Consider the following 22,999-nt stretch of genomic DNA (forward strand, 5'->3'; position numbering starts at 1 on the left):
TCCGCTGAGAGGGAACTGTGAATCTTCGGCCCTCCGGTGGGAAGCAACCGTACTAGTCTGGAATGCAGTGAATAGTGCCCTGTCCGCGGACGGGGCTCCAGCCGGAATAAGGAGAGTCATGGCAGGCGAGTCAACGTTCGACGTCGTAAGCAAAGTGGACAAGCAGGAAGTGGCCAACGCCCTGAACCAGGCCCAGAAGGAACTGGCCCAGCGCTACGACTTCAAGGGTGTAGGGGCCGAGGTGGACTTCAGCGGTGAAAAGATCCTGATGAAGGCCAACTCGGAAGAGCGCGTCCTTGCCGTGCTGGATGTCCTCCAGTCCAAGCTGATCCGCCGCGGCATTTCGCTGAAGTCCCTGGACACCGGTGAGCCCTACCCCTCGGGCAAGGAGTTCCGCCTGGAGTCCACCATCAAGGAGGGCATCGCGCAGGACCTGGCCAAGAAGATCAACAAGATCATCCGCGACGAAGCGCCCAAGTCCGTCAAGTCCCAGATCCAGGGCGACGAGCTGCGCGTGACGTCCAAGTCCCGCGACGACCTTCAGGCCACCATGGCGCTGCTGAAGGACTTCGACGAGGCCGACCTGCAGTTCGTGAACTTCCGCAGCTGACCGGACTGCGGCCCATGTGGCCGCCGCCGTTATCGAGGCGCAGATGTTCTGCCGCTGCGCAAAAAGGTCGGCGCTCCCCGTTTTCCCGGGGGTGCCGGCCTTTTGCCCGTTATGGCGGATTCACGTGTCACCTGCCTGCCGACCAGTCAACTGCAGGAGACAGGCGACCGACGGCGGGCGCCGGCTACTGCAGCGGCCGGCCCGCCATGCGTTCCAGCCGGGCGATCCGGTCCCGCATGGGCGGGTGGGTGGCGAACAGCTTGTTCATGGCACCGCCGCGGAACGGGTTGGCGATCATCAGGTGGGAGGCGTTGACCAGCCTCTGGTCCGGCGGCAGCGGAACCATGGTGACGCCTCGCTCGATCTTGGCCAGGGCTGAGGCAAGCGCCAGCGGATCTCCGGTCAGCTGCGAACCGTCCTCGTCGGCGTCGTACTCCCTGGTCCGACTGATGGCCATCTGGATCAGCGACGCCGCAAAGGGCGCCAGCAGGGCCATGGCGATCATGGCCAGCGGGTTGGTGTTGCGCCGGTCGCCGCCGCCGAAGAAGAGCAGCATTTGGCCCACCGAGGTGATGACGCCCGCGACGGCGGCGGCTACCGATGAGGTGAGGATGTCGCGGTTGTAGACGTGCATGAGTTCGTGGCCCAGGACGCCGCGGAGTTCGCGGGCGTCCAGGAGCTGCAGGATGCCTTCGGTGCAGCAGACGGCGGCGTTCTGCGGATTGCGGCCGGTGGCGAAGGCGTTGGGGTTCATGGTGGGCGAGACGTAGATCCGCGGCATGGGCTGGTTCGCCCGGGCGGACAGTTCCCGCACTATCTGGTACAGCTGCGGCGCCTGGGCTTCGGAGACTTCGAAGGCCTGCATGGAACGGATGGCGATCTTGTCGCTGTTCCAGTAGCCGTAGAACGTGGTGCCGACGCCCACGAGTGCCATGATCCAGATGGGCGCCGAGCTGCGCGTCCCCGCCCCGATCAGTGCGCCCAGGGCAAGCAGGACCGCCCAGAGCACGCCGAACAGCGCCGCGGTCTTGAGCCCGTTGTGATGTTTGTGCACGATTCCTCCTTACTAAGGGAACGGACCGCCAAGGAGCCGGGTTCCGCGCGTGGTAGCGGCGGAAACCCGGCTGCAGCTTCGCCGCGGTCCAAGCCCCCACGTTGCAGGGCAGGCCGCCGAAAAGCAGGACCCAGCCCTCATTGAGGATCTTAGTGGCGCCACCAGCCAGGAGCTCGCCAACCCGCGGCCCGCGGGCCACCACCACGACGAAGGCACCCGTTGGAGATCAGCCGCGCCCGGTTTGGATGCCAGAGAGGGAACCGGGCCAAACCGGACGGGCATGACCGTCCAACCAGAACTGCCTCAGTGCATCGAGAGGGTCTCGCGCTGCCTGCCGTCAGCGTCCAATTCGTCGTCCGTTTCTGCCGGGGCCTGCGTGTCCCCGGCGACGGACGGCGACAGGCTGGACGCCTTGTCGTGGCTCCGTCCGATGACAGCGGTGGCAATGGCATTTCCCAGGATGTTGGTGGCGGTTCGTCCCATGTCCAGGATTTGGTCGATCACCAGCAGGACGCCGATTCCGGCCGCGGGGATGCCGAAGGCGGGGACGACGGCGGCCACGACCACCAGCGAACCGCGCGGGACGCCGGCCATGCCTTTGCTGCTGAGCAACAGCATCCCGGTCATGGCGATCTGCTGGCCGAGGTCCATGTCGATGCCGTAGGCGTTGATGAGGAAGACGGAGGCGAACGTCATGTACATCATGGAGCCGTCGACATTGAAGGAGTAGCCCAGGGGAAGGACGAAACCGGTGGTTCGTTTTTCGATGCCGAACTTGGTCAAACCCTCGATGAGCTTCGGCAGCGCGGCTTCGCTGCTGGAGGTGGCGAAGGCTATGAGCATGGGCTCACGCACGATCCGGACCAGGCGGAACGCTGCCCGTCCGAGGCAGGCAACGGCGACGGCGATCATGAGGACCCACAGAACCGAGAGGGAAGCATAGAATCCGCCGATGAACGAGGCATAGGTGGCAAAGGCATCGAGCCCTTTGGCCGTGAAGGCGGACGCGATGCCGGCAAATACACCCACCGGAGCCGCAAGCATCACATATCCGGTGACCTTGAGCATGACGCCCATGAGTTCATCGACAGCGTCAGCGATGGAGGAACGGCCCTTCTTGCGAAGGTTCAGCAAGGCTATGCCGAAGAGCGCCCCGAAAACGAGGATCTGAAGGGGGTTATTGGCAGTCAGGGCAGCGAAAACGCTGGTGGGGATGATGTGGGTAATGAATTCCGCGTAATCAAGGGGCTTCGACTCAATCCCTGCATCTCCACCTGGGAGCAGATGCAGGCCCGCGCCCACATTGAGCAGATGCGCGCTGATGAAGCCGAAGGCACCCACCAGGACGGAGGCGGACAGGAACCAGATCATGGAACGGCCGAAGAGTTTGCCCACCCCGGCCGATTTGGCGGCACCTGCGATGCCCGAGACAAGGGTGGCGAAGATCAGTGGAGCGATGATCATCTTGATCAGGTTCAGGAACATGTGTGTAACGGTGTCCAGAACCGTCACGACCGATCCGCGGGCGTCCGCGGGGAGCAGCCAGTGGAACAGCAGACCGCCGACTATTCCGAAAATCAGTGCGGCGAGGATCCACATGGTTGATTTATTTTTCATATCCATCCTTGGGTAAATGCCGGGAAGTCGGTCCCGGGGCCGGGACGGTCCTCGTCGCTGAGGTCCGCTTCTGTGTCATCGGCTCTGGAAAATGCAGGCACGTTCATTTGCCCCCTGATACAGAAGCCCAGGGGACGATTCGGGCGGGTGGTGGGCCCACGCCCGCCGGGTTCCCTGGCCGAGCTTGCGAGGCTAGGGGGCTATTTGCTGAGGTTGGCGAGCCGTTCGGGGCTCAGGAGTTCCTGGAGTTGGGTGGCGGTGAGGAGTCCGTGTTCCAGGACCAGTTCGGCCACGCCCTTGCCGGTGGCGAGGGCTTCCTGCGCGATGGCGGTGGCGGTGGCGTAGCCCAGGTGGGGGTTCAGGGCGGTGACCAGGCCGATGGATTGTTCCACCGTGAGCCGCAGGTGTTCGGTGTTGGCGGTGATGCCGCGGATGCAGCGGGCCGTGAGGGTGCGGCAGGCTGCTTCGAGGTGGGAGATGCTCTTGTGGAGGCTGTGGACAATGACGGGTTCGAACGCGTTGAGCTGAAGCTGCCCGGCTTCGGCGGCCATGGTGATGGTGACGTCGTTGCCGATCACTTCGTAGGCCACCTGGGAGACCACTTCCGGGATCACCGGGTTGATCTTGCCGGGCATGATGGAGGAGCCGGACTGGACGGCCGGGAGGTTGATTTCGCCCAGGCCGGCGCGTGGGCCGGAGGAGAGCAGGCGGAGGTCGTTGCAGATCTTGGAGAGCTTGACGGCCACCCGCTTGAGCACGCCGGAGAGGTGCACGAACGCGCCCACGTCCTGGGTGGCTTCGATGAGGTCGGCGGCGGTGACCAGCGGCAGGCCGGTGACCTCGGCCAGGTGCCGGCAGGCAGCGTCGGCGTAACCGGCCGGGGCGTTCAGGCCGGTGCCGATGGCGGTGGCACCGAGGTTGATTTCGTGGATCAGGAGTTCGGCTTCGGCCAGCCGCAGCCGGTCCTCGCCGATGGTGACGGCGTAGGTGCCGAATTCCTGGCCCAGGGTCATGGGGACGGCGTCCTGGAGCTGGGTGCGGCCCATCTTCACCACGGTGCGGAACTCCTGGGCCTTGGCGGCACAGGCCTCTTCCAGTTCGGCCAGGGCGTCCAGGAGTTCCCGGGCGGCGAAGATGGTGCCGAGCTTCACCGCGGTGGGGTAGACGTCATTGGTGGACTGGCTGAGGTTGACGTGGTCGTTGGGGTGCAGCCGTGCGTAGTCGCCCTTGGGGTGGCCAAGGATTTCCAGGGCGCGGTTGGCGATGACCTCGTTGGCGTTCATGTTCGACGACGTTCCGGCGCCGCCCTGGATGACGTCCACCACGAACTGGTCGGCAAGCTTGCCGTCCAGGATGTCCTGGCAGGCCTGCTCGATGGCTGCGGTGCGTTCGGCATCCAGCAGGCCAAGGTCCCGGTTGGTGCGGGCGGCGGCGAGCTTGACCGCTGCCAGGCCGCGGACCAGGTGCATGTTGGTGGAGAGCGGCTGCCCGGTGATGGGGAAGTTCTCCACAGCGCGCAGGGTATGCACGCCCCAGTATGCCTCCGCGGGGACGTCGCGGTCACCCAGCAAATCATGCTCTGACCGGACGTGGATGGAGACGGCGGTTTCAATGGTAGTCAAGGGGGTCCTCACAAGGCTTCGTTGTCGGGCGTGGACGAAAAAGATGGACTGAAAAAGGGCAGGGTTGAAAAAGGGCAGGGTTCAAAAAGGGCAGGGTGAACCAGCGTGTGGAGCGAAGGACATGCAGGGATGGCGCTCAGATTGTCCGGTGGACTACGGACTGTGGCAGATCCGGTTGGCTGCCGCAGGGAAATCTGTTCTGGCCGGTCAGCCTCCCGGGACGATGGTGCCGAGGGCACACTCCACGCCATGCAGATGCATGGTCATGGCTTGGGACGCGTCGTCGGCCGAGCCCCGCTCGATGGCAGCGAAAATCCGGGCATGTTCGTCGCCTGATTCCTTCCGCCGGTCGGCCACCAGGTTGAGGGTGCTTGACTGGTTTGCCATGGCCTCACAGATGTCCGACAGGAATGATTCAAAGACGCCGTTCCTGCTGCACCGGGCGATGGTCATGTGAAACTCCGTATTCAGGAGCACCCATTGCTGGATATCGTCCTCCTCCGCCATTTCACGGAGGATTTCCCGAAGGGCTTCCAGGTCCTCGTTGGTGCGCCGCTGGGCGGCCAGGCCTGCAGCGGGTACCTCGACATGGGGCCGGGCTTCCACGAGGGCGCTGGCAGAGTACTTTCCGAGCTTAAGGTCCCGGGCGACCTTGTCTGCTATGACAAAGGTCCCCTTGCCGGTGTGGGTGGCTGTCAGCCCCAAGGCGGTGCATGAACGCAGCGCCTCCCTGACCATGGTCCGGCTCACGCCGTACTGCCGGGCGAGCGCCGCTTCCGAGTCGAGGCGGGTGCCGACAGGGATCTGTCCGGCTTCTATGGCACCGCGAAGCGAGGCAAAAACCTGCTCTGCCGCACCAACGCGCACCACCGGTTCTTGTCTAGCTGTCCAGCTGTCCAACAGGTCCATAATATCGACTATGGCAGTAGTCACAGGGCCTGTCAAAAGGCGCCGACATACTGGACGCTGACCACGCCCCGAGCGCGCGGGCCCGCGGGTGCGGAGGACGGCTACAAGGTTAGCCACGCCTTATTGTGAGATAGTCAAAATAAGTGGTCTAATGGGTTTCATGACGGAACACTTTGATGGCCAGGACGCTTGGGCCGCAGCCCTGCGTGCCCACGGCCGCAGGGTGACCAAGCAGCGGCTCGCTGTACTCGCCGCCGTCGAAAGCCACCCCCACTCCCCTGCCGAAAGCATCCTGGCTGCAGCCCGCGCCGAGCTTCCGGAACTGACGGCACAGTCCGTCTACGTGGTGCTTGGAGACCTGACGGACCTGCACATGCTCCGCCGGTTTGAGCCTCCCCACTCCCCCGCACTGTATGAAACCCGCGTGGGCGACAACCACCACCACGCCATCTGCATCAGCTGCGGACGCGTGGAAGATGTGGACTGCGCCGTCGGCCACGCCCCTTGCCTTACCCCGCACTGGGACCCGGACGCCAAGCCGATGACCATCCAGATCGCCGATGTCATGTACCAGGGCATCTGCCAGGACTGCCAGCAGTCCCAGAAACAGACTTTCAATCCTCCCCTGCAGATAAACGAGAAATAGGAGAACAATGACTGCCATTTCGACCACACAGTCAGGTGCACCGGTTACGTCCGATGCCCACTCGAAGTCAGTTGGTGCCGACGGTGCCATCATCCTGACTGACCACTACCTGGTGGAAAAGCTTGCCCAGTTCAACCGCGAGCGGGTCCCGGAGCGCGTAGTGCACGCCAAGGGCGGCGGCGCATTCGGTACGTTCAAGGCCACCGAGGATATCTCGAAGTACACGAAGGCCGCGTTCCTGCAGCCGGGCGCCGAGACCGAGATGCTGATCCGCTTCTCCTCCGTTGCCGGCGAGAACGGCTCCCCCGACACCTGGCGTGACCCGCGCGGCTTCGCCGTGAAGTTCTACACCAGCGAGGGCAACTACGACCTCGTTGGCAACAACACCCCGGTGTTCTTCATCCGCGACGGCATCAAGTTCCCGGACTTCATCCACTCCCAGAAGCGCCTGCCGGGCACCCACCTGCGCGACGCTGACATGCAGTGGGACTTCTGGACCCTGTCCCCCGAGTCCGCCCACCAGGTCACCTGGCTGATGGGTGACCGCGGCCTCCCGGCCTCCTGGCGTGAAATGCAGGGCTACGGCTCGCACACCTACCAGTGGATCAACGCCGAGGGCGAGCGTTTCTGGGTCAAGTACCACTTCAAGTCCAACCAGGGCGTGAAGAACATGACGTCCGACCAGGCTGAAGCATTGGCCGGCTCGGATGCGGACTTCTACATCCGCGACCTGCACGAGAACATCGAAGCCGGCAACCTCCCCTCCTGGGACCTGCACGTCCAGGTCATGCCGTACGAGGATGCCAAGACCTACCGCTTCAACCCGTTCGACCTGACCAAGGTCTGGCCGCACGGTGACTACCCGCTGATCAAGGTGGGCACCATGGAGCTGAACCGGAACCCGGAGAACTACTTCGCGCAGATCGAGCAGGCCACCTTTGCGCCGTCGAACTTCGTGCCGGGCATCGCCGCGTCCCCGGACAAGATGCTGCAGGCCCGCATCTTCTCCTACGCTGACGCCCACCGCTACCGCGTTGGCACCAACCACGCCCAGATCCCCGTGAACCAGCCGAAGAACGAGGTCAACAACTACAGCCAGGACGGCCAGGGGCGGTTCCAGTTCAACGCGCCTTCCGTTCCGGTCTACGCCCCGAACACCTTCGGCGGCCCGGCTGCAGTTGAGCCGCAGAACACGGCCGGCGGCTGGGAGAACGACGGCGAGCTGACCCTTGCCGCGCACTCCCTCCACGCTGAGGACGGCGACTTCGTCCAGGCCGGCGCGCTGTACCGCGAGGTCTACGACGAAGCCACCAAGGCCCGCTTCCTCGAAACCATCACCGGTGCCGTGGGCGGCGTGAAGCGCTCCGACATCAAGGAACGCGCCATCCAGTACTGGACCAACGTTGACGCCGAGCTCGGCGCCAAGCTGCGCGCCAACCTTGGTGCCGCACCGGTTTCCGACGCCGAAGCAGCCAACAAGATCGGCTAACAGCCGGTACCGGGACAAGTCCCCGGATCTTGCATGAAAGGAACACCCCGCCACGGATTTTTCCGGGCGGGGTGTTCTGCGTTTGTCCACATATGCGCCGCACCTTCTGCGTTGTGCACATACGGCTGCCGGTCCACTGTTCCCCGGTGCCTGCCGGTTCTAGGCTCCGTACATGGACACTTTCGCAGGGATTCCGCCGGAGGCCTTCCGCTTCTACGAGGAACTCGAAGACAACAACAACCGTGAGTGGTGGCTGGAGCACAAGTCCACCTATGATTCCGCGGTCCGGGAGCCGCTGGAACTGCTCCTGGCCGGACTCGAGCCGGAATTCGGGCCGGCCAAACTGTTCCGGCCTTACCGGGACGTCCGGTTCTCACAGGACAAATCCCCGTACAAGACGGCCCAGGGTGCCTTCGCCACCCGGCAGGAAGGGGTGGGCTTCTACCTCCAGGTCAGCGCCGACGGGCTGCTGGTGGGCGGCGGCTACCACTCGCACACTCCTGCCCAGCTGGCCCGGTTTCGGGCTGCTGCGGATGCCTCTGCCAGCGGGGCCGGGCTGCAGGACATCGTGGATTCACTGGCCGGCGCCGGGTTCGCCATTGAGGGCGAGAAGCTCAAGACGGTCCCCCGGGGTTTCACCAAGGACCATCCGCGTGCGGAGCTGCTCAAGCATAAGTCGCTGTCCGCGGGGGTTGAGCTGGGGCAGCCCGGGTGGGCGTCCACGACGGCGGCCAGCGAAGAGATTGCCCGCAGGTGGCGGGAGCTGCGTCCCCTTGTAGAGTGGGTGGGCCGGTACGCCGCCCCGTGACAGCTACTGCCCGGCCGCCGCCAGCCGGGCCTCGAGGTTGTTGAAGAAGACCGTCAGCATCAGTTCGAACGCTTGGGTGGCGGCCTCGGGCTCGTTCATCACCACGAAGTCGAATTGCAGCCCGTAGAACGTGGACGTGAAAAGCCGGGCGTCGGTATCCGCGAACTCTTCCTCGATGCCCTGCACCATCAGCCAGTCACGCGTCTGGTGGTGCAGCATGCGGAAATGCTCCCGGGAGGTCCCGCGGGGTTCCGCCGCCACAATGTCCTGGGCTGCGGCCTCGAACTCCAGGCGGGTCAGGTGCCGGTTGCGCTGGGCCATGGTCCACTGCCAGGAATCGAGGAGGAAAGCGCGCCATGCTGCCCGGTCAATCTCACGGACGTCGGTGCTGCGCAGCCGGTCCAGCCGGGACTCGATGGACACCACGATGTCGTTGATCAGCTGGTCCCTGCTGCCGAAGTGGTACACCAGCACGTAGGAACTCATGCCCAGGCCCTCGGCCAGGCTGCGGAACGTCAGCTGGGTGAGGGTCTTGTCCATGAGGTAGTCCTGGATGGCGCCCAGCAGTTCGGCTTTGCGTTCGGGTCGTGTGGGGCGTGCCATGCATCCATCCTATGAGCGGGCTCCATCCCGGAGCGGGACATGCGAATGCCCGCCCGGACGGCAGCCGGGCGGGCATTGGCAGGAACAGGTCAGGCGCGGGTGAATTCGTCCTCGTCGCCGGACTTGGACTCGGCGGCACTGCCGTTGACTGCGGCGTTGGCGGCGCTGAACCGTTCGTTCAGGCGTGAGTGCCGCTGGCCATAGGCGAAGTAGATTGCCAGGCCGATGACAAGCCAGATGACGAAGAAGATCCAGGTCTCCACTGCCAGGTTGGTCATCAGGTAGAGGCACAGCACGGCAGAGACCACCGGGAGCACCTTGCCGAACGGAACCCGGAAGGCCGGCTTCAGGTCGGGGCGCTTGCGGCGCAGCACCAGGATGCCCAGGCTCACCACCACAAAGGCCGAGAGGGTGCCGATGTTGATCATTTCCTCGAGCAGGTCAACGTTGGTCAGGCCGGCCACCAAGGCAACTGCCGCACCGCAGATGATCTGCAGCCGTACCGGGGTGGAGCGCTTGTCGCTGGTTTTGGACAAGGAGCGCGGCAGGAGGCCGTCGCGGCTCATGGCCAGGACCACGCGGGACAGCCCCATGAGGAGCACCATGATCACGGTGGTCAGGCCGATCAGCGATCCGAAAGCGATGACCTTGGCGGCAGACGTATCACCCACGGCCTCGAAGGCGGTGGTGAGGGTGGGGTTGTCCGCTTCGGCCAGCTGGGTGTAGGACACCATGCCGGTCAGGGCCAGGGAGACGAGGATGTAGAGCAGCGTCACCACGGCCAGGCCGCCGAAGATTCCGCGGGGAAGGGTCTTCTGCGGGTTCTTGACTTCCTCGGCGGAGGTGGCCACCACGTCGAAGCCGATGAAGGCGAAGAACACCAGCGCGGCGCCGGCGAAGATGCCAAGGGTGCCGTACTGCGCCGGCGCCGCACCGGTCAGGAAGCCGAAGAAGGACTGCTTCAGGACATCTGCGGCACCGGTGCCGCCGGTGGGTTCAGCTGCCGGGACGAAGGGGGCGTAGTTTTCGACCTTGACGTAGGTGAAGCCCACGACGATCACGAAGAGGACGACGCCGATCTTGATCAGGGTGAAGATGTTGCCCACCCGGGCGGAGAGCTTGGTTCCCAGTACCAGCAGCACGGTGAAGATGGCCACGATCAGGAAGGCGCCCCAGTACAGGTCCACGCCGCCGATGGTCAGCGCCGGCGGAACGTCGGCGCCCATCAGGGCGAACACCTTGCTGAGGTAGATGCCCCAGTATTTGGCGATCACTGCCGCAGCCGTGAAGAGCTCAAGGATCAGGTTCCAGCCGATGATCCAGGCGAGGAGTTCACCCATGGTGGCGTAGGTGAACACGTAGGCTGAGCCGGCCACCGGAATGGCAGTGGCGAACTCGGCGTAGCACATGATGGCCAGCGCGCAGGTTACGGCAGCGATGGCGAAGGACACGGTCACCGCCGGGCCGGCGAAGTTGGCGGCGGCCTTGGCACCCACGGAGAAGATGCCGGCGCCGACGGCAACAGCGACGCCCATGATCATCAGGTCCCACGTGCTGAGGGAGCGCTTGAGCTTGCGTCCGGGTTCATCGGCGTCGGCGATCGACTGCTCGATGGGTTTGGTCCGGAGAAGGTTCATAGGGATCACAATCCTGATTTGTGAAGGAAACAGACCTATCAACCGTAGTGTCCATCCAGTGGACGGTCACAATCGTCCCGAATAGTGAGACGACCAAAGTGCAGAACTTTGTTCTGCCAAAAGCGCTTGGGACCCTCGAAATGAGGGGCCCAAACGCTTTTGAACCGAATCAATGGATTCGCCGGTTTCTGCCTAGGCCGGCCAGTCCATCAGGGTTGAGCGGATGAGGAAGCGCTTGCCTTCCGGCGCCTCCACGGAGAAGCCGCTGCCCCTGCCGGGTACCACGTCCACCGTCAGGTGGGTGTGGCTCCAGTAGTTGAACTGCTCCCGGGACATCCAGAATTCGAGGGGCTGCGGCTCCAGCCCGTCGGACAGGTCGAACAGCCCCAGCAGGACATCCGCGTCGCCGGTCAGGAAGTCCCCGGCCGGATAGCACATCGGCGAGGATCCATCGCAGCAACCGCCGGACTGGTGGAACATCAGCGGCCCGTGCTGCACCCACAGCAGGCGCAGCAGGTCTGCAGCGTCCGGCGTAAGCGCCACCCGGGAGAAGTCCTCCCCGGGCATCGTCACGGCGGCCTGCAGGCTGTCCGGGGACATCAGAACCTCAGGACCACGCGGCCGTCGATCTTTGCGTGCTTCATCTCATCGAAGACCGCGTTGACCTCGGACAATTCCCGGACTGAGACGGTGGGGTGGATCTTTCCCTGGGCGTAGAAGTCCAGGGCCTCCTCCAGGTCCTGCCGGGTACCCACGATGGAGCCGCGGACGGTCAGGCCCTTGAGCACAATCTCGAAGATCGGCGCCGGGAAATCGCCCGGCGGCAGCCCGTTGAACACAATGGTGCCGCCACGGCGGGCCATGCCGATGGCCTGCCCGAACGCTGAAGGGTGCACCGCGGTAACCAGCACCCCATGGCAACCTCCTGTCTCGCGCTGGATCACCTCCGCCGGGTCCTCATGCAGGGCATTGACCGTCAGGGCCGCCCCGTGGGCCTTCGCCAGGGCGAGCTTGTCATCGGCGATGTCGACGGCGGCCACCCGAAGGCCCATGGCCACGGCGTACTGCACGGCAATATGGCCCAGCCCGCCGATCCCGGAGATGGTGACCCACTGTCCGGGCTGCGCCTCCGTCATCTTCAGGCCCTTGTAGACGGTGACGCCGGCGCAGAGCACCGGCGCCACCTCGACGGGGTCGGATCCCGCCGGTATGCGGGCGGCGTACCGGGTGTTGACGAGCATGTACTCGCCAAAGGACCCGTCCACGCTGTAGCCACCGTTCTTTTGTGCCTCGCACAGGGTCTCCCAGCCAGTGCGGCAGTACTGGCAGTCACCGCAGGCGGACCACAGCCAGGCGTTGCCCACCATGTCGCCGACGGCGAGGTCGGTGACGCCTGCGCCGAGGGCCACCACTTCACCGACGCCTTCGTGGCCGGGCACGAACGGCGGCGTGGGCTTGACGGGCCAGTCGCCTTCCGCTGCATGGAGATCGGTGTGGCACACACCGGTGGTGAGGACCTTCACCAGGGCCTCCCCCGGACCCGGGGTGGGGATGGGCAGTTCCTGGACCTGGAGCTCGGTACCGAAGGTGTTGACCACTGCTGCTTGCATTGTCGTCGTCATTGGCGATCCTTGCGTTGATGGAGGTGTGGATCCGGGCTTAGAAGAAGCCCAGCTTGTTCTCGTTGTAGCTGACCAGCAGGTTCTTGGTCTGCTGGTAGTGGTCCAGCATCATCGCGTGGTTCTCGCGGCCGATGCCTGAGGACTTGTAGCCGCCGAACGCGGCACCCGCCGGGTAGGCGTGGTAGTTGTTGACCCAGACGCGGCCGGCCTGGATTTCGCGGCCCGCCCGGTAGGCGATGTTGCCGTTGCGGGACCAGACGCCGGCACCGAGCCCGTAGAGGGTGTCGTTGGCGATGCCCATGGCGTCGTTGTAGTCGCTGAACTTCGTCACTGCCACCACGGGTCCGAAGATCTCCTCCTGGAAGATCCGCATCCGGTTGTGGCCTTCGAAGACGGTGGGCTGGACGTAGAAGCCGCCGGCCAGGTCGCCGGGCAGGTCGGCGCGGGCGCCGCCGGTGAGGATCTTTGCGCCCTCCTGCTTTCCGATGTCGATGTAGGAGAGGATCTTCTCCAGCTGGTCGTTCGAGGCCTGCGCGCCCACCTGGGTCTCGGTGTCCAACGGGTTGCCCTGCACCATTTTCTCGACGCGGGCCACGGCGTCGGCCATGAAGGAGTCGTAAATGTCTTCCTGCACCAGGGCGCGGGACGGGCAGGTGCAGACTTCGCCCTGGTTGAAGGCGAACAGGGCGAACCCTTCCTGGGCCTTGTCGTAGAAGGCGTCGTTTGCCTGGGCGACGTCGCCGAAGAAGATGTTCGGGCTCTTGCCGCCGAGCTCCAGGGTGACCGGGATCAGGTTCTGGCTGGCGTACTGGCTGATCAGGCGGCCGGTAGTGGTTTCGCCGGTGAAGGCGATCTTGCGGATCCGGGAGCTGGAGGCGAGGGGTTTGCCGGCCTCCACGCCGAAGCCGTTGACCACGTTGACCACGCCGGCGGGCAGCAGGTCGCCGATGAGCTCCATGAGGACCAGGATGGACGACGGCGTCTGCTCGGCGGGCTTGAGCACCACGGCATTGCCGGCGGCCAGCGCGGGAGCCAGCTTCCAGACGGCCATCAGGATGGGGAAGTTCCAGGGGATGATCTGGCCCACCACACCCAGCGGCTCGTGGAAGTGGTACGCGGTGGTGTCGTCGTCGAGCTGTGAAAGTGAGCCTTCCTGGGCCCGGACCGCCGAGGCGAAGTAGCGGAAGTGGTCGGCGGCGAGCGGGAGGTCGGCGTTGAGGGTTTCGCGGACGGGCTTGCCGTTGTCCCAGGATTCGGCGACGGCCAGCATTTCGAGGTTTTCGTCGATGCGGTCCGCGATCCTGTTCAGGATGGCGGCGCGCTCGGCCACGGACGTCTTGCCCCAGGACGGTGCAACCTTGTGTGCGGCGTCGAGCGCGAGTTCGATGTCCTCTGCGGTGCCGCGGGCCACTTCGCAGAACGCCTTGCCCGTCACCGGGGTGATGTTTTCGAAGTACTGGCCCTTGACCGGGGCCACCCATTCGCCGCCGATCCAGTTCTCGTAACGGTCCTTGAAGGTGACCTTCGAGCCCTCGGTACCCGGCTGTGCGTAAACGGTCATTGCGTAGCTCCTTTGCTGTGCAGAAGGCTTTCCCGTACGGGATGAGCCGATGCAGCCAGCGTAGGAGCAGGGGGGTTGCAGCAACGTTGCAACAAGGTGACGCAGGTCACCGCAACCTTTTGGGGCGCGTACGACGGCGCGCCACGCCTTAGGCGCTGAGTTCGGCTTCCAGCCGTTCCAGTTCGGCGACGACGGCGGCGCGCTTGGGTGAGCGCGGCGGCAGGAGGCGGAGCGCAGCACGGCGGATCCCGACGTCGTCCCTTGCCTCGGGGAGCGCGGCGTAGCGGAGCAGCGAATCGGCACTGCCATCGGTAAGGACAGCCTCGCGCAGGAGTGACGAGACCTTGTTCCGGAGATCGGCGATGCCCGGCGCCTCGGACCTGGGCAGCACTGCGCCCCGGTAGATTTCCAGCGCAATGCGGTGGGCGCCGCGCTGCAGGCAGCTGAGCACCTGGCCGCTGTCCGGCACCAGGTCCAGCGGGAGCCGGTAGGGCCGGGATTCGGGCACGGCGCCGGGGTCGAGCTGTTGCAGGACCTTCCGCAGGCGCACCATTTCGGCCCGCAGGGTGATGCTGGAACCCTCGGCCGGGTAGAGCAGGACGCACAGTTCCTCGGCGCTCAGCCCGTCCGGGTGCGTGCTCAGCAGGGCCAGGATCTCGCTGTGCCGGGCGGACAACGCAACTGTCTTGCCGTCGATGCTCAGCAGTGCCTGGTCACGTCCCAGCAACTGGAGGCTGTTACGGTACAGGCTCCCTTCCCGGGCACCGGCGCCCGGTGCGCGGGCCTCGGATGCCGTGGAACGGCGTCGTACGGGCGTGGCCGCCAGCTGCGCCGCGGCCTGGAGCCGCTCCACCCGCAGCTGCGCCTGGGCTGCCGCCACGGTGGCCTCCACCAGGGACAGGGTGTGCGGGGCCACCGCGGCCGCCGTTCCGGTGATGTCCACAACCCCCAGCAGCGCGCCGGAATCGGGGTCGTGGAAGGGGACGGCAGTGCAGCTCCAGGGATGGACGGCCCGCTGGTAGTGCTCGGCGCCGGCGATCTGGATCCCGCGGCCCAGCGCCAGGGCAGTGCCCGGGGCGCTGGTGCCGACCGTAGCTTCGGACCAGTCGGCGCCGGCAACGAACATCATGCCTTCCGCGCGGCGCTGCAGGGACGGATCCCCGTCCACCCACAGCAGCCGGCCCACCTCGTCGCCCACCGCCACCAGGAGCCCGGTGTCGTGGCTGGGCTGGACCAGCAGCTTGTTGATGACCGGCATGATGGTGGCCAGCGGATGCCGGCTCCGGTAGTCCTCAAGCTCGTCGTGGTCCATGGCCAGCGGCGCGGCGGGGTTGTCCGGGTTGGCCTTGAACCCGGCCGAGCGCAGCCAGGACTCCCTGATCAGCGAGCGCAGGCCGGGAATGTCGGGAGCATCAGGAAAGCGGCCGCCATCGAGTTTCTCGTGGGCGGCGAGGGCACTGCGCTGCAGCGGCTCCGGCTGGGTGAGGTTCTTCATCGAACTCCTGTGCTGCTGTGCTGCTGTGCTGTCTTAGGACACGGCGTCAGCACGCCGGCCAAGGGATGCTCGCCATTGTAGCGGGCACCGGTCCCCGGCGGGAGCGGGGCCTCAGCCGCGGGAAATGCGGATCATGTCCTCGCGCGGAACCACCTTGATGCGCTCGCGGACCACGTGATCCAGGCCTTCCGGTCCGGTCCAGGCGGCGCCGAGGCCTGCCTCGTGGGCATCGAGCCTGTTCCAGCCCTCCCACGTGGTGTACTCGATGCCGCGTTCCTCCAGCAGGTCGATGATGGCCTGCGGGTCGGGGTTGCTGGCCGCCGGCAGCGTGAGGCGGTCTTCCAGCAGGAAGCCGATGGTTTCCAGGGCATCGCCCTTGGTGTGGCCGATGAGCCCTACCGGGCCGCGTTTGATCCAGCCGGTGGCGTAGATGCCCGGGACGGGGTTGCCTGCGGCGTCCAGCACCCGGCCGCCCTCGTTGGGGATGACGCCGCGTTTGGCGTCGTATTCCAGTTCGTCCAGCGCCGAGCCGTGGTAGCCGATGGCGCGGTAGACGGCCTGGACCGGGTACTCCACGTACTCCCCCGTGCCCTTGGCATTGCCGGTGCCATCGAGCTGCATGCGCTCGAATTTGATGCCCGCCACCTTGCCGCCGGCGGAGTCCCCGCCCTCCGGAAGTATCTCCACGGGGCTGTGCAGGAAGTGCAGGTGCAGCCTGCGGGAGGAGGGATTCTCGGATTCCGCGTGCTCCTCCACCAGCCAGTTGGTGAGCGTGTTCACCATGGTCTTGATCTGGTTGTTGCTGCGGATGGCCTCGTCCGAGGCTTCGTCGAACTCGAAGTCCTCGGGGTACAGGACGATGTCCACATCATTCATATGGCTGAGTTCGCGCAGTTCCAGCGGGGTGAACTTCACCTGTGCCGGGCCGCGGCGGCCGAAGACGTGCACGTCCGTGACCGGTGAAGATTTCAGTCCCTGGTAGACGTTGTCCGGGATTTCCGTGGTGAGGAGCTCCTCCGGGTGCTTGACCAGCATGCGGGCCACATCCAGGGCCACGTTGCCGTTGCCGATGACGGCGATTTCCTTGGCCTCCAGCGGCCAGTCACGCGGAACGTCCGGGTGGCCGTCGTACCAGGAGACGAAGTCCGCGCCGCCGAAGGATCCCTGGAGGGTGATGCCCGGAATGTCCAGGTCCGCGTCCTTGATGGCCCCCGTGGAGAAGATCACGGCGTCATAGAAGGCGCGGAAATCGTGGAGGGTGAGGTCGCGGCCGTACGTCACGTTGCCCAGGAAGCGGATGTCGCCGCGGTCCAGGACCTTGTGCAGGGCGTTGACGATGCCCTTGATGCGGGGGTGGTCCGGGGCCACGCCGTAGCGGATCAGGCCGTAGGGTGCGGGATAGGCCTCGAACAGGTCGATGCTGACCTCGAAGTCTCCGTCCTTCACGCCGCTGGACTTGGTGAGGATGTCCGCAGCATAGACGCCCGCCGGTCCTGCGCCCACAATGGCGACGCGGAGGGGACGGGTGGAGCTGGTAGCGCTGGGAGTGGACACCGGGAGCCCTTCTGGCCTGATCACATGCATGATTCGCGGGGTGCGCCTCGTTGGGTGGCGCAACAGCTTCCCATTCTAGGCCTCAGCCGCTTTTCGCCAGCGGTACAACGTCACCTTCGCGGTACAGCAGGGCGCGGAGCTCAGCTTCGGCGGACTCGATCCGGTGGGGGTCGATGGTTTCGCCGTCGTTGAAGTGGTCCACGACGCGCGGGTCCACGTAGCTCTTGCGGGCAATCGACGGCGTGTTCCCCAGTACCTCGGCCGCGTCCATCATGGCCCGGCTGACAGCCCGCTTCCGCTTGGCCACGGTTGGTTGCGTTCCGGTCCGGGCCAGGCTGGCCGCCGCTGCCAGGGTGCCGCGCAGGGTGCGGAAGTCCTTCGCCGTGAAGTCGGAGCCGGTGCGTTCCTTGACGTAGGCGTTGATGTCCGCGCTGGTGACCGGCCGCCAGCTCCGGCCGTCTTTGTAGGCCAGCAGCCGGGCGTTGCCACCGCGCCGTTTGAGCAGCCGCACCAGGGCGGCGAGGTCGGCGTCGCGGATTTCGGACTCCCAGTCCTTGCCGCTTTTGGCCGGGAAGCTGAGCAGGATCCGGTCCTTGCGCACCTGGACGTGGGCGCACAGCAGTGTGGCCAGTCCGCGGCTGCCGTTCTCGTTGGTGTACCGCTCCGATCCCACCCGCAGGGACCCGCTGTCCAGCATCCGGAAGGCTCCGGCCAGCACGCGTTCGCGCGTGAACCCTTCGCTGCGCAGGTCCATGGTGACCCGGCGGCGGGCTACCGGCAGCGACTCGGCGAGCTGCAGCGAACGGTCGAACTTGAGCCGGTCCTTCCGCTCCCGCCATTGCGGGTGGTAGATGTACTGCCGGCGGCCCACAGCGTCCACGCCCGTGGCCTGGATGTGCCCGTTTTCGAACGGGGCAATCCACACGTCGGTCCACGCCGGCGGAATACCGATGCTTTCCAGCCGCTCCCGCACCGGGCCTGGCGGCAGCGTTGATCCGTCAAGGTCCCGGTAGCTGAAACCTTTTCCGGCGGCAATCCGGCGGTAGCCACGGCCCGAGGCGTTGCTGCGCCGGAGCCTCATGGGGCCACGTCCGGCAGGTAGGCACAATCCATGAAAGCAAGCGTACTGACTAATTGCCGGATTTCGGACCCGCCGCTTGGAATACCGTGCCCGCTGCTGATGTTATGGGTTCCGTGCCGAACCCCGATGCTTCCTCCTCCCCCGCCTCTCATCCCCCTGCTACTGCCCCGGCCCGTTCGGACGCGGCGGCCACCAAGGCCGCGGACAAGGACACGACGGCGGGAATCCTCTTCGGCATCGGAGCGTACGGGCTGTGGGGGCTGCTCCCGCTGTACTTCTTCGTGCTCAAGCCCGCCGGCGCCGTCGAAATCGTGGCCAACCGCGTGGTGTGGTCCCTGCTGTTCTGCGCCCTGCTGGTCACGGTGACCAGGGCGTGGCCCGCCCTGATCGCCGCACTCCGCAACCGGGCAGTCTTCGGTTCCCTGGCGCTGGCGGCCTTCCTGATCGCCGTCAACTGGCTCACGTATACGTACGGTGTGACCACCAACCAGGCGGTGGAAACCTCGCTGGGCTACTTCATCAACCCGCTGGTCTCCGTGCTGCTCGGCGTGTTCGTCCTCAAGGAGAAGCTGCGGCCTCTGCAGTGGGCCGCCGTCGTCATCGGTTTCATTGCGGTGGGGGTGCTCACCTACTCCTACGGCAAGCTGCCCTGGATTGCGCTGACGCTGGCGTTCAGTTTTGGCCTGTACGGCTTCGTGAAGAAGCGGGTGGGCCCCCGGGTGGACGCAGTGACAAGCCTCAGCGTGGAAACCGTGGTGCTGGCACCGTTCGCGGCCGCCGCCATGGTGGCCCTCGGCGTTTCGGGTGCCGCCACCCTGACCACCCAGGGTGCCGGGCACTTCTGGCTTCTGCTGGCCTCCGGGGTGATCACCGCGGTTCCCCTGATCTTCTTCGGCGCTTCCGCGCGCCGGCTGCCGATGACCACCATCGGCCTGCTGCAGTATTTCGCCCCGGTCCTGCAGTTCATCGTGGCGCTCGTGGTGTTCCGTGAAGCCATGACCACGGAGCGCTGGATCGGCTTTGGCGTGGTGTGGGTGGCGCTGCTGCTGCTCACCGTGGACATGCTTCGAACCGCCCGGACTAACGCGCTGTCCAAACGTCGGACTCCGGTGCGGGCCGCCGGCTGAACGGCCAGGGTCAGCCGCCCAGCGCTTTCCGCATCGCGTCATAGGGCGGGGTCGGCTTCCCGTTTTCGAACAGGTAGTCGTGGCCTTGCTGCAGGCTGCCGTCGTCGTCGATCAGCCAGTCGTACCGGTTGTCCACGCCCCAGGTGGTGTAAGAGACGCAGGCGCTGGAGCGCAGGCAGGTGGCCAGGACGGTGGCGTACTGCTCGGCCTGGACGTCCGTGCCGTCGTCGTCGGCCACGTCGTTTTCCGAGATGCGGACGTGCAGCCCGGCGTCCTTGAAGTTCCGCAGTGTCTTGGTGAGCTCGCCGGCCGGGATGGCATCGGTTTCGAGGTTGTAGACGTGGGCCTGGAGGCCCACGCCGTAAATGTGCCCGCCCACCGCATTCGTGTCCAGGGCGAGTTTGAGCAGCGCGTCCTGGCGGCGCCCCGGAACGTCCGCCCCGTTCTCGTTGATGTACTGCTTCACCTGCGGATCGGCCGCGTAGACGGCCTGGGATACGACGGCCGGGTAGGCCGGTCCGAAGACGCGATACCAGATGTTCTGCTGCAAGCCCGTGCCTTGGTCGACGTCAAAGGGTTCATTGACGACGTCCAGCGAATCGAGCCGGCCCCTGAAATGCGTCACGACGGCGGTGACGTAGTCGAGCAGGGCCTGTGCACTGACGCTGCGCTCCGCTTCGGTGCCCGCGGGAAGTTCCTGCATCCAGCGGGGCATTGCCTCCGTGAAGGCAATGGTGTGGCCGTGCACGGCCATGCCCTTGCTTTCGGCGACCGCAAGGATCGCGTCCGCCTCTTCGAAGGTGTAGGTTCCCTGCTGCGGGGAAAGATTCTGCGCCTTCATGGCGTTCTCCGGGGTGATGGCGCCGAAATTCCCTACGAGCACCCGCCCGTAGTCGGCGTCCGAGGCCAGCGGGCCGAGTGCCACCGCGGCACCGATCCTGAAGTCCGGACGAATCCGTGCGGCCAGCGCCTGCAGGCCATCGGGCAGCTGGCTTGCCTGCTCGACGGCGGGGCCCGCGGTGCTGAGTGAGGCGCCGCCGGGAGCGGTGGCGGTGAGGGAGCTGACCTGGAACGAGCCGCCGTCGCTCGCGAGTCCCAGCCACAGCTGCCCGGAGCCGAAGATGCCGCGAAGGGACTGCGACAGCACAGTGTCCCCTCCGCTGGCCACCTCGAGCTTGTCCCCTGACCGGCGCACCGTAAGTTCGGCCCCGGGGTCCTGGAGCTTGACGCGCTCATCGTGTGCCGGCTGGGGATTTGTGACGGACTTCTGGCGTGAGCCGTCAAACACCGCGATGTCCAGGTCATCGCCGCGCAGGGTGAGCCGAAGGCCGGCGGGTTCAATCCGGAATTCGTCGGCGATCACCGGAGGGCTGTCGTAGACGGTCAGGGAAGCATCGGCCGTCACGTCGGTGAACGCTGCGCTGAGGCTGAAGTCGCCTGTGGCCACGAGGTGGGTTCCGGCCAGGTTGACCGGCGGGTTGGGCTGGCCTCCCCCGCCGTCCTGTTCCACGATGCTCCGTGAGGTGGCCGCCACCCGCAACCCGCCGCCGTCGGGCGTCACCCCGGGCGTGTGCTGCCAGTCCTGCTGAAGCAGGTCCACCACCATGTCAGGCTCCGGGTTGTCCGGCGTGCAGCCGGCAAGGGCGAGCAGGATGCCGGACGCCAGCACGATCACTGCGCGCGGGCGCCAGGCCATCCTGTTTCCTCCCATATGGTGACCTCAATCCTGGAGCGGGCGTCAGGGCCTGGTCCAGCGGACGTCGTCGAAATATGCCTGCAGTCCGGAGTTGGCCTGGACGATGACCTGCAAGCTTGCCTTCGCCACCGCGGTGGTGCTTGGCGAGTAGGTCAGGTCCACGTTGGTCACTCCTGAGGCCGCCACGCCGAGTTTGTACTGCCCGGAGATCCATTGTCCGGCCGCGTTGTACTCGTCGATGTAGAAGCCCACCTCACCGCTGGTGCGGGCTGTGACGTTCAGGTACCCGGCAATGTTGTAGGCCCCTGCAGTCACCGCCACCTGGGGTGAGAACAGGTGCTTGTTCGCCGTTGTGGCCGTCAGTTTGACGGAGTTGACCGGGTTGGCGGGGCTCCCGTGGTTGGCTGCGTCCGCCACGATGGTGGGCGCGGAGTCGGTGGTCCAGCCCGAGCCGATGCCGGCGTCGAAGGTGCCGTTGGCCACCAGGTTGGTGGACGTTGGCGGCGGCGGGGTGGTCCCTGCGGTCAGTGCGAGCAGCTGCACGTTATCCAGGTAGGCCGTGATGCCGGTGCCTGTCACCCACACTTGGAGGCTCGCCTTGGCCACATTGGTGGAGCTGGGCGTGTAGGTGAAGTTCATGGCCTCCACCCACCTGGTGTTCTCGCGCTTGCGGAACTGTCCGGAGATCCACTGCCCGGCCGCGTTGTATTCGTCCACGTAGAAGCCCACTTCGCCGGTGGTGATGGCGGCGACGTTCAGGTAGGACTTGAACAGGTAGTTCGTGGTCGGTGACACCGCCACGGCCGGTGAGAACAGGTGCCCCGTGGCCGTCCCGGAAACCATCTTGATGGACCGGGCCGCGTCCGGGAAGCTGCCGTTGGTCGCGGCGTCGGCAGTGATGGCGGCGGGTGCATCGGTGCGCCATCCGTCGGCGATTCCGGTGTTGAACGTCGGGTTGGGCATCAGGTTCGGTGAACCGGTGACAAGGCCTTTGCTGACGTTGACGTTGCGGATTTGCCCGGCCGACACCTTGGTCTTCACGTAGGCGGCGAGCTGGTCCAGTTCCGCGGTGCCGTACTGGTAGTCATCGGGGACCTGGCTCGGGTTGGGCCGGATGTCATGGAACGTGAAGACCACCCATTGCTTGTTGGCGATGGCCGCGTCCACCTGGGCCTTCAGCGCGGCCACCGGTGTGGTGACCTCCTGGACCGGGACGTTGCGGAGCAGGTAGTCGCCGAGGGGCCAGATGTTGTTGCCCGTGTCAGCGAAGCCGCGCATGGAGCTGTAGTACTTGGCTACGCGCGCAATGGTCGGCATGTCGTAGTCGCCGTAGGGCGGCGCAAAGGCCGTGGCGTTGATGCCTTGGGCGGCCAGTGCCGACTTGCTGTTTGCCAGCTGGGCCTCCACCTGGGCTGCAGTCAGCTTGTTCGCCTGGCAGTCATTGCCAACGCTGACGAGGCACTGGTGGTTGACGGTGTGTGATCCGATTTCCCAGCCGTAGGTGTTCTGCAGCTGCAGGATCTGGCTCCACGTCATGTAGGGCACATCGGTGTCGGCGCGGCAGGTGTTGGGTACGGTTGTCATTCCGACGCAGCCGGTGATGACGTAGTTCGTGCCTGTCAGCCCGTACTTCTGGAGGGTCGGCGCTGCCTGCGTCAGTGCGCTTTGGGCACCGTCATCGAAGGTGAAGGACACCAGGGGGCCTGGTGCGGGGTTGTCCACGGCCGCGTTGGCCGCCCCGGGCGTCAGCAGCGCGGCGGCCATGGCCACCACCGCCACCACGGTGCTCATGAGCTTGACGCGCCAGGGCGCCAAGCTGGATCTGGTTCCGGTCATGTGCTGTTCCGTTCTTTTTGTGGCCGGCGGCG

At 65.7% G+C, this 22,999-nt stretch carries 19 protein-coding genes and 1 pseudogene; 5 read left to right on the forward strand and 15 right to left on the reverse strand.

The features are described from left to right. Positions 1-118: 118 nt before the first annotated feature. On the forward strand, positions 119-610 hold the full coding sequence (locus BLT71_RS15955; protein WP_056075583.1) for a YajQ family cyclic di-GMP-binding protein: 492 nt from the start codon (positions 119-121) through the stop codon (positions 608-610). A 184-nt stretch (positions 611-794) separates the two neighbouring features. Here BLT71_RS15955 and htpX read toward each other — a convergent pair whose 3' ends face one another. From htpX to BLT71_RS15980, 5 genes and pseudogenes are all read right to left on the reverse strand, one after another. After that, positions 795-1,664, reverse strand: coding sequence for a zinc metalloprotease HtpX (htpX, locus tag BLT71_RS15960; protein WP_045729513.1), 870 nt, complete (start codon positions 1,662-1,664; stop codon positions 795-797). A gap of 31 nt (positions 1,665-1,695) precedes the next feature. Beyond that, positions 1,696-1,881 (reverse strand): annotated as a pseudogene (locus BLT71_RS20815) (MFS transporter); the annotation flags it as partial. An 86-nt stretch (positions 1,882-1,967) separates the two neighbouring features. Beyond that, the gene (locus BLT71_RS15970; RefSeq protein ID WP_091722173.1) at positions 1,968-3,281 is read right to left on the reverse strand and encodes a dicarboxylate/amino acid:cation symporter; all 1,314 of its coding nucleotides are present in this window, start codon (positions 3,279-3,281) and stop codon (positions 1,968-1,970) included. Between the two features lie 200 nt (positions 3,282-3,481). Further along, a complete protein-coding gene (locus tag BLT71_RS15975) occupies positions 3,482-4,903 on the reverse strand; it encodes an aspartate ammonia-lyase (protein ID WP_091722175.1) in 1,422 nt (473 codons plus the stop codon). 207 nt (positions 4,904-5,110) lie between these two features. Next, positions 5,111-5,812 (reverse strand): FadR/GntR family transcriptional regulator, encoded by a 702-nt coding sequence (locus BLT71_RS15980; protein WP_091722179.1) that lies wholly within the window; start codon positions 5,810-5,812, stop codon positions 5,111-5,113. Positions 5,813-5,972: 160 nt separating this feature from the next. Here BLT71_RS15980 and BLT71_RS15985 point away from each other — a divergent pair, with 160 nt between their 5' ends. The 3 genes from BLT71_RS15985 (at position 5,973) to BLT71_RS15995 (ending at position 8,755) form a co-directional block, all read left to right on the forward strand. Then, on the forward strand, positions 5,973-6,458 hold the full coding sequence (locus tag BLT71_RS15985) for a Fur family transcriptional regulator (RefSeq protein WP_091724077.1): 486 nt from the start codon (positions 5,973-5,975) through the stop codon (positions 6,456-6,458). A 7-nt stretch (positions 6,459-6,465) separates the two neighbouring features. After that, positions 6,466-7,947, forward strand: a complete 1,482-nt coding sequence (locus tag BLT71_RS15990; protein WP_091722181.1) for a catalase — start codon at positions 6,466-6,468, stop codon at positions 7,945-7,947. 172 nt (positions 7,948-8,119) lie between these two features. Continuing rightward, a complete protein-coding gene (locus BLT71_RS15995; protein ID WP_091722184.1) occupies positions 8,120-8,755 on the forward strand; it encodes a DUF2461 domain-containing protein in 636 nt (211 codons plus the stop codon). 3 nt (positions 8,756-8,758) lie between these two features. Here BLT71_RS15995 and BLT71_RS16000 read toward each other — a convergent pair whose 3' ends face one another. From BLT71_RS16000 to BLT71_RS16035, 8 genes are all read right to left on the reverse strand, one after another. Continuing rightward, positions 8,759-9,358 (reverse strand): TetR/AcrR family transcriptional regulator, encoded by a 600-nt coding sequence (locus BLT71_RS16000; RefSeq protein ID WP_091722187.1) that lies wholly within the window; start codon positions 9,356-9,358, stop codon positions 8,759-8,761. Between the two features lie 89 nt (positions 9,359-9,447). Further along, on the reverse strand, positions 9,448-10,995 hold the full coding sequence (locus BLT71_RS16005; protein WP_091722189.1) for an amino acid permease: 1,548 nt from the start codon (positions 10,993-10,995) through the stop codon (positions 9,448-9,450). 192 nt (positions 10,996-11,187) lie between these two features. Continuing rightward, positions 11,188-11,595 (reverse strand): DUF779 domain-containing protein, encoded by a 408-nt coding sequence (locus BLT71_RS16010; protein ID WP_091722192.1) that lies wholly within the window; start codon positions 11,593-11,595, stop codon positions 11,188-11,190. Then, positions 11,595-12,617, reverse strand: coding sequence for an alcohol dehydrogenase AdhP (gene adhP / locus BLT71_RS16015; RefSeq protein ID WP_172829992.1), 1,023 nt, complete (start codon positions 12,615-12,617; stop codon positions 11,595-11,597). The genes BLT71_RS16010 and adhP overlap by 1 nt, the downstream gene beginning before the upstream one ends. Before the next feature lie 37 nt (positions 12,618-12,654). Next, positions 12,655-14,178: an acetaldehyde dehydrogenase ExaC gene (gene exaC / locus BLT71_RS16020; protein WP_091722197.1), complete on the reverse strand. Its 1,524-nt coding sequence runs from the start codon at positions 14,176-14,178 to the stop codon at positions 12,655-12,657. 148 nt (positions 14,179-14,326) lie between these two features. Further along, the gene (locus tag BLT71_RS16025; protein ID WP_091722200.1) at positions 14,327-15,673 is read right to left on the reverse strand and encodes a GAF domain-containing protein; all 1,347 of its coding nucleotides are present in this window, start codon (positions 15,671-15,673) and stop codon (positions 14,327-14,329) included. Positions 15,674-15,784: 111 nt separating this feature from the next. After that, a complete protein-coding gene (locus tag BLT71_RS16030) occupies positions 15,785-17,257 on the reverse strand; it encodes an FAD-dependent oxidoreductase (RefSeq protein WP_407681220.1) in 1,473 nt (490 codons plus the stop codon). 52 nt (positions 17,258-17,309) lie between these two features. After that, on the reverse strand, positions 17,310-18,308 hold the full coding sequence (locus tag BLT71_RS16035) for a DNA topoisomerase IB (RefSeq protein WP_091722205.1): 999 nt from the start codon (positions 18,306-18,308) through the stop codon (positions 17,310-17,312). A 104-nt stretch (positions 18,309-18,412) separates the two neighbouring features. On the opposite strand from BLT71_RS16035, the gene rarD reads away from it, so the two are divergent. Then, positions 18,413-19,435 (forward strand): EamA family transporter RarD, encoded by a 1,023-nt coding sequence (gene rarD / locus BLT71_RS16040; protein WP_091722207.1) that lies wholly within the window; start codon positions 18,413-18,415, stop codon positions 19,433-19,435. 10 nt (positions 19,436-19,445) lie between these two features. On the opposite strand, the gene BLT71_RS16045 is transcribed toward rarD, so the two are convergent. Both BLT71_RS16045 and BLT71_RS16050 read right to left on the reverse strand, forming a co-directional pair. Continuing rightward, positions 19,446-21,131, reverse strand: a complete 1,686-nt coding sequence (locus BLT71_RS16045) for an endo-1,4-beta-xylanase (protein WP_091722210.1) — start codon at positions 21,129-21,131, stop codon at positions 19,446-19,448. A gap of 42 nt (positions 21,132-21,173) precedes the next feature. Beyond that, positions 21,174-22,967 carry a polysaccharide deacetylase family protein gene (locus BLT71_RS16050; protein ID WP_157693484.1) on the reverse strand — a complete coding sequence of 598 codons (1,794 nt, stop codon included), beginning with the start codon at positions 22,965-22,967 and terminating at the stop codon, positions 21,174-21,176. Positions 22,968-22,999: the final 32 nt, after the last annotated feature.

The organism is Pseudarthrobacter equi, assembly GCF_900105535.1.
Taxonomy (GTDB): domain Bacteria; phylum Actinomycetota; class Actinomycetes; order Actinomycetales; family Micrococcaceae; genus Arthrobacter; species Arthrobacter equi.

Bases quoted from the DNA above. Each gene is read 5' to 3' on its own strand.
- BLT71_RS15955 (WP_056075583.1), top strand. From the start codon at position 119: ATGGCAGGCGAGTCAACGTTCGACGTCGTAAGCAAAGTGGACAAGCAG.
- BLT71_RS15970 (WP_091722173.1), bottom strand. From the start codon at position 3,281: ATGAAAAATAAATCAACCATGTGGATCCTCGCCGCACTGATTTTCGGA.
- BLT71_RS15980 (WP_091722179.1), bottom strand. From the start codon at position 5,812: ATGGACCTGTTGGACAGCTGGACAGCTAGACAAGAACCGGTGGTGCGC.
- BLT71_RS15985 (WP_091724077.1), top strand. From the start codon at position 5,973: ATGACGGAACACTTTGATGGCCAGGACGCTTGGGCCGCAGCCCTGCGT.
- BLT71_RS15990 (WP_091722181.1), top strand. From the start codon at position 6,466: ATGACTGCCATTTCGACCACACAGTCAGGTGCACCGGTTACGTCCGAT.
- BLT71_RS15995 (WP_091722184.1), top strand. From the start codon at position 8,120: ATGGACACTTTCGCAGGGATTCCGCCGGAGGCCTTCCGCTTCTACGAG.
- BLT71_RS16000 (WP_091722187.1), bottom strand. From the start codon at position 9,358: ATGGCACGCCCCACACGACCCGAACGCAAAGCCGAACTGCTGGGCGCC.
- BLT71_RS16005 (WP_091722189.1), bottom strand. From the start codon at position 10,995: ATGAACCTTCTCCGGACCAAACCCATCGAGCAGTCGATCGCCGACGCC.
- BLT71_RS16010 (WP_091722192.1), bottom strand. From the start codon at position 11,595: ATGTCCCCGGACAGCCTGCAGGCCGCCGTGACGATGCCCGGGGAGGAC.
- adhP (WP_172829992.1), bottom strand. From the start codon at position 12,617: ATGACGACGACAATGCAAGCAGCAGTGGTCAACACCTTCGGTACCGAG.
- exaC (WP_091722197.1), bottom strand. From the start codon at position 14,178: ATGACCGTTTACGCACAGCCGGGTACCGAGGGCTCGAAGGTCACCTTC.
- BLT71_RS16025 (WP_091722200.1), bottom strand. From the start codon at position 15,673: ATGAAGAACCTCACCCAGCCGGAGCCGCTGCAGCGCAGTGCCCTCGCC.
- BLT71_RS16030 (WP_407681220.1), bottom strand. From the start codon at position 17,257: ATGCATGTGATCAGGCCAGAAGGGCTCCCGGTGTCCACTCCCAGCGCT.
- BLT71_RS16035 (WP_091722205.1), bottom strand. From the start codon at position 18,308: ATGAGGCTCCGGCGCAGCAACGCCTCGGGCCGTGGCTACCGCCGGATT.
- rarD (WP_091722207.1), top strand. From the start codon at position 18,413: ATGGGTTCCGTGCCGAACCCCGATGCTTCCTCCTCCCCCGCCTCTCAT.
- BLT71_RS16045 (WP_091722210.1), bottom strand. From the start codon at position 21,131: ATGGCCTGGCGCCCGCGCGCAGTGATCGTGCTGGCGTCCGGCATCCTG.
- BLT71_RS16050 (WP_157693484.1), bottom strand. From the start codon at position 22,967: ATGACCGGAACCAGATCCAGCTTGGCGCCCTGGCGCGTCAAGCTCATG.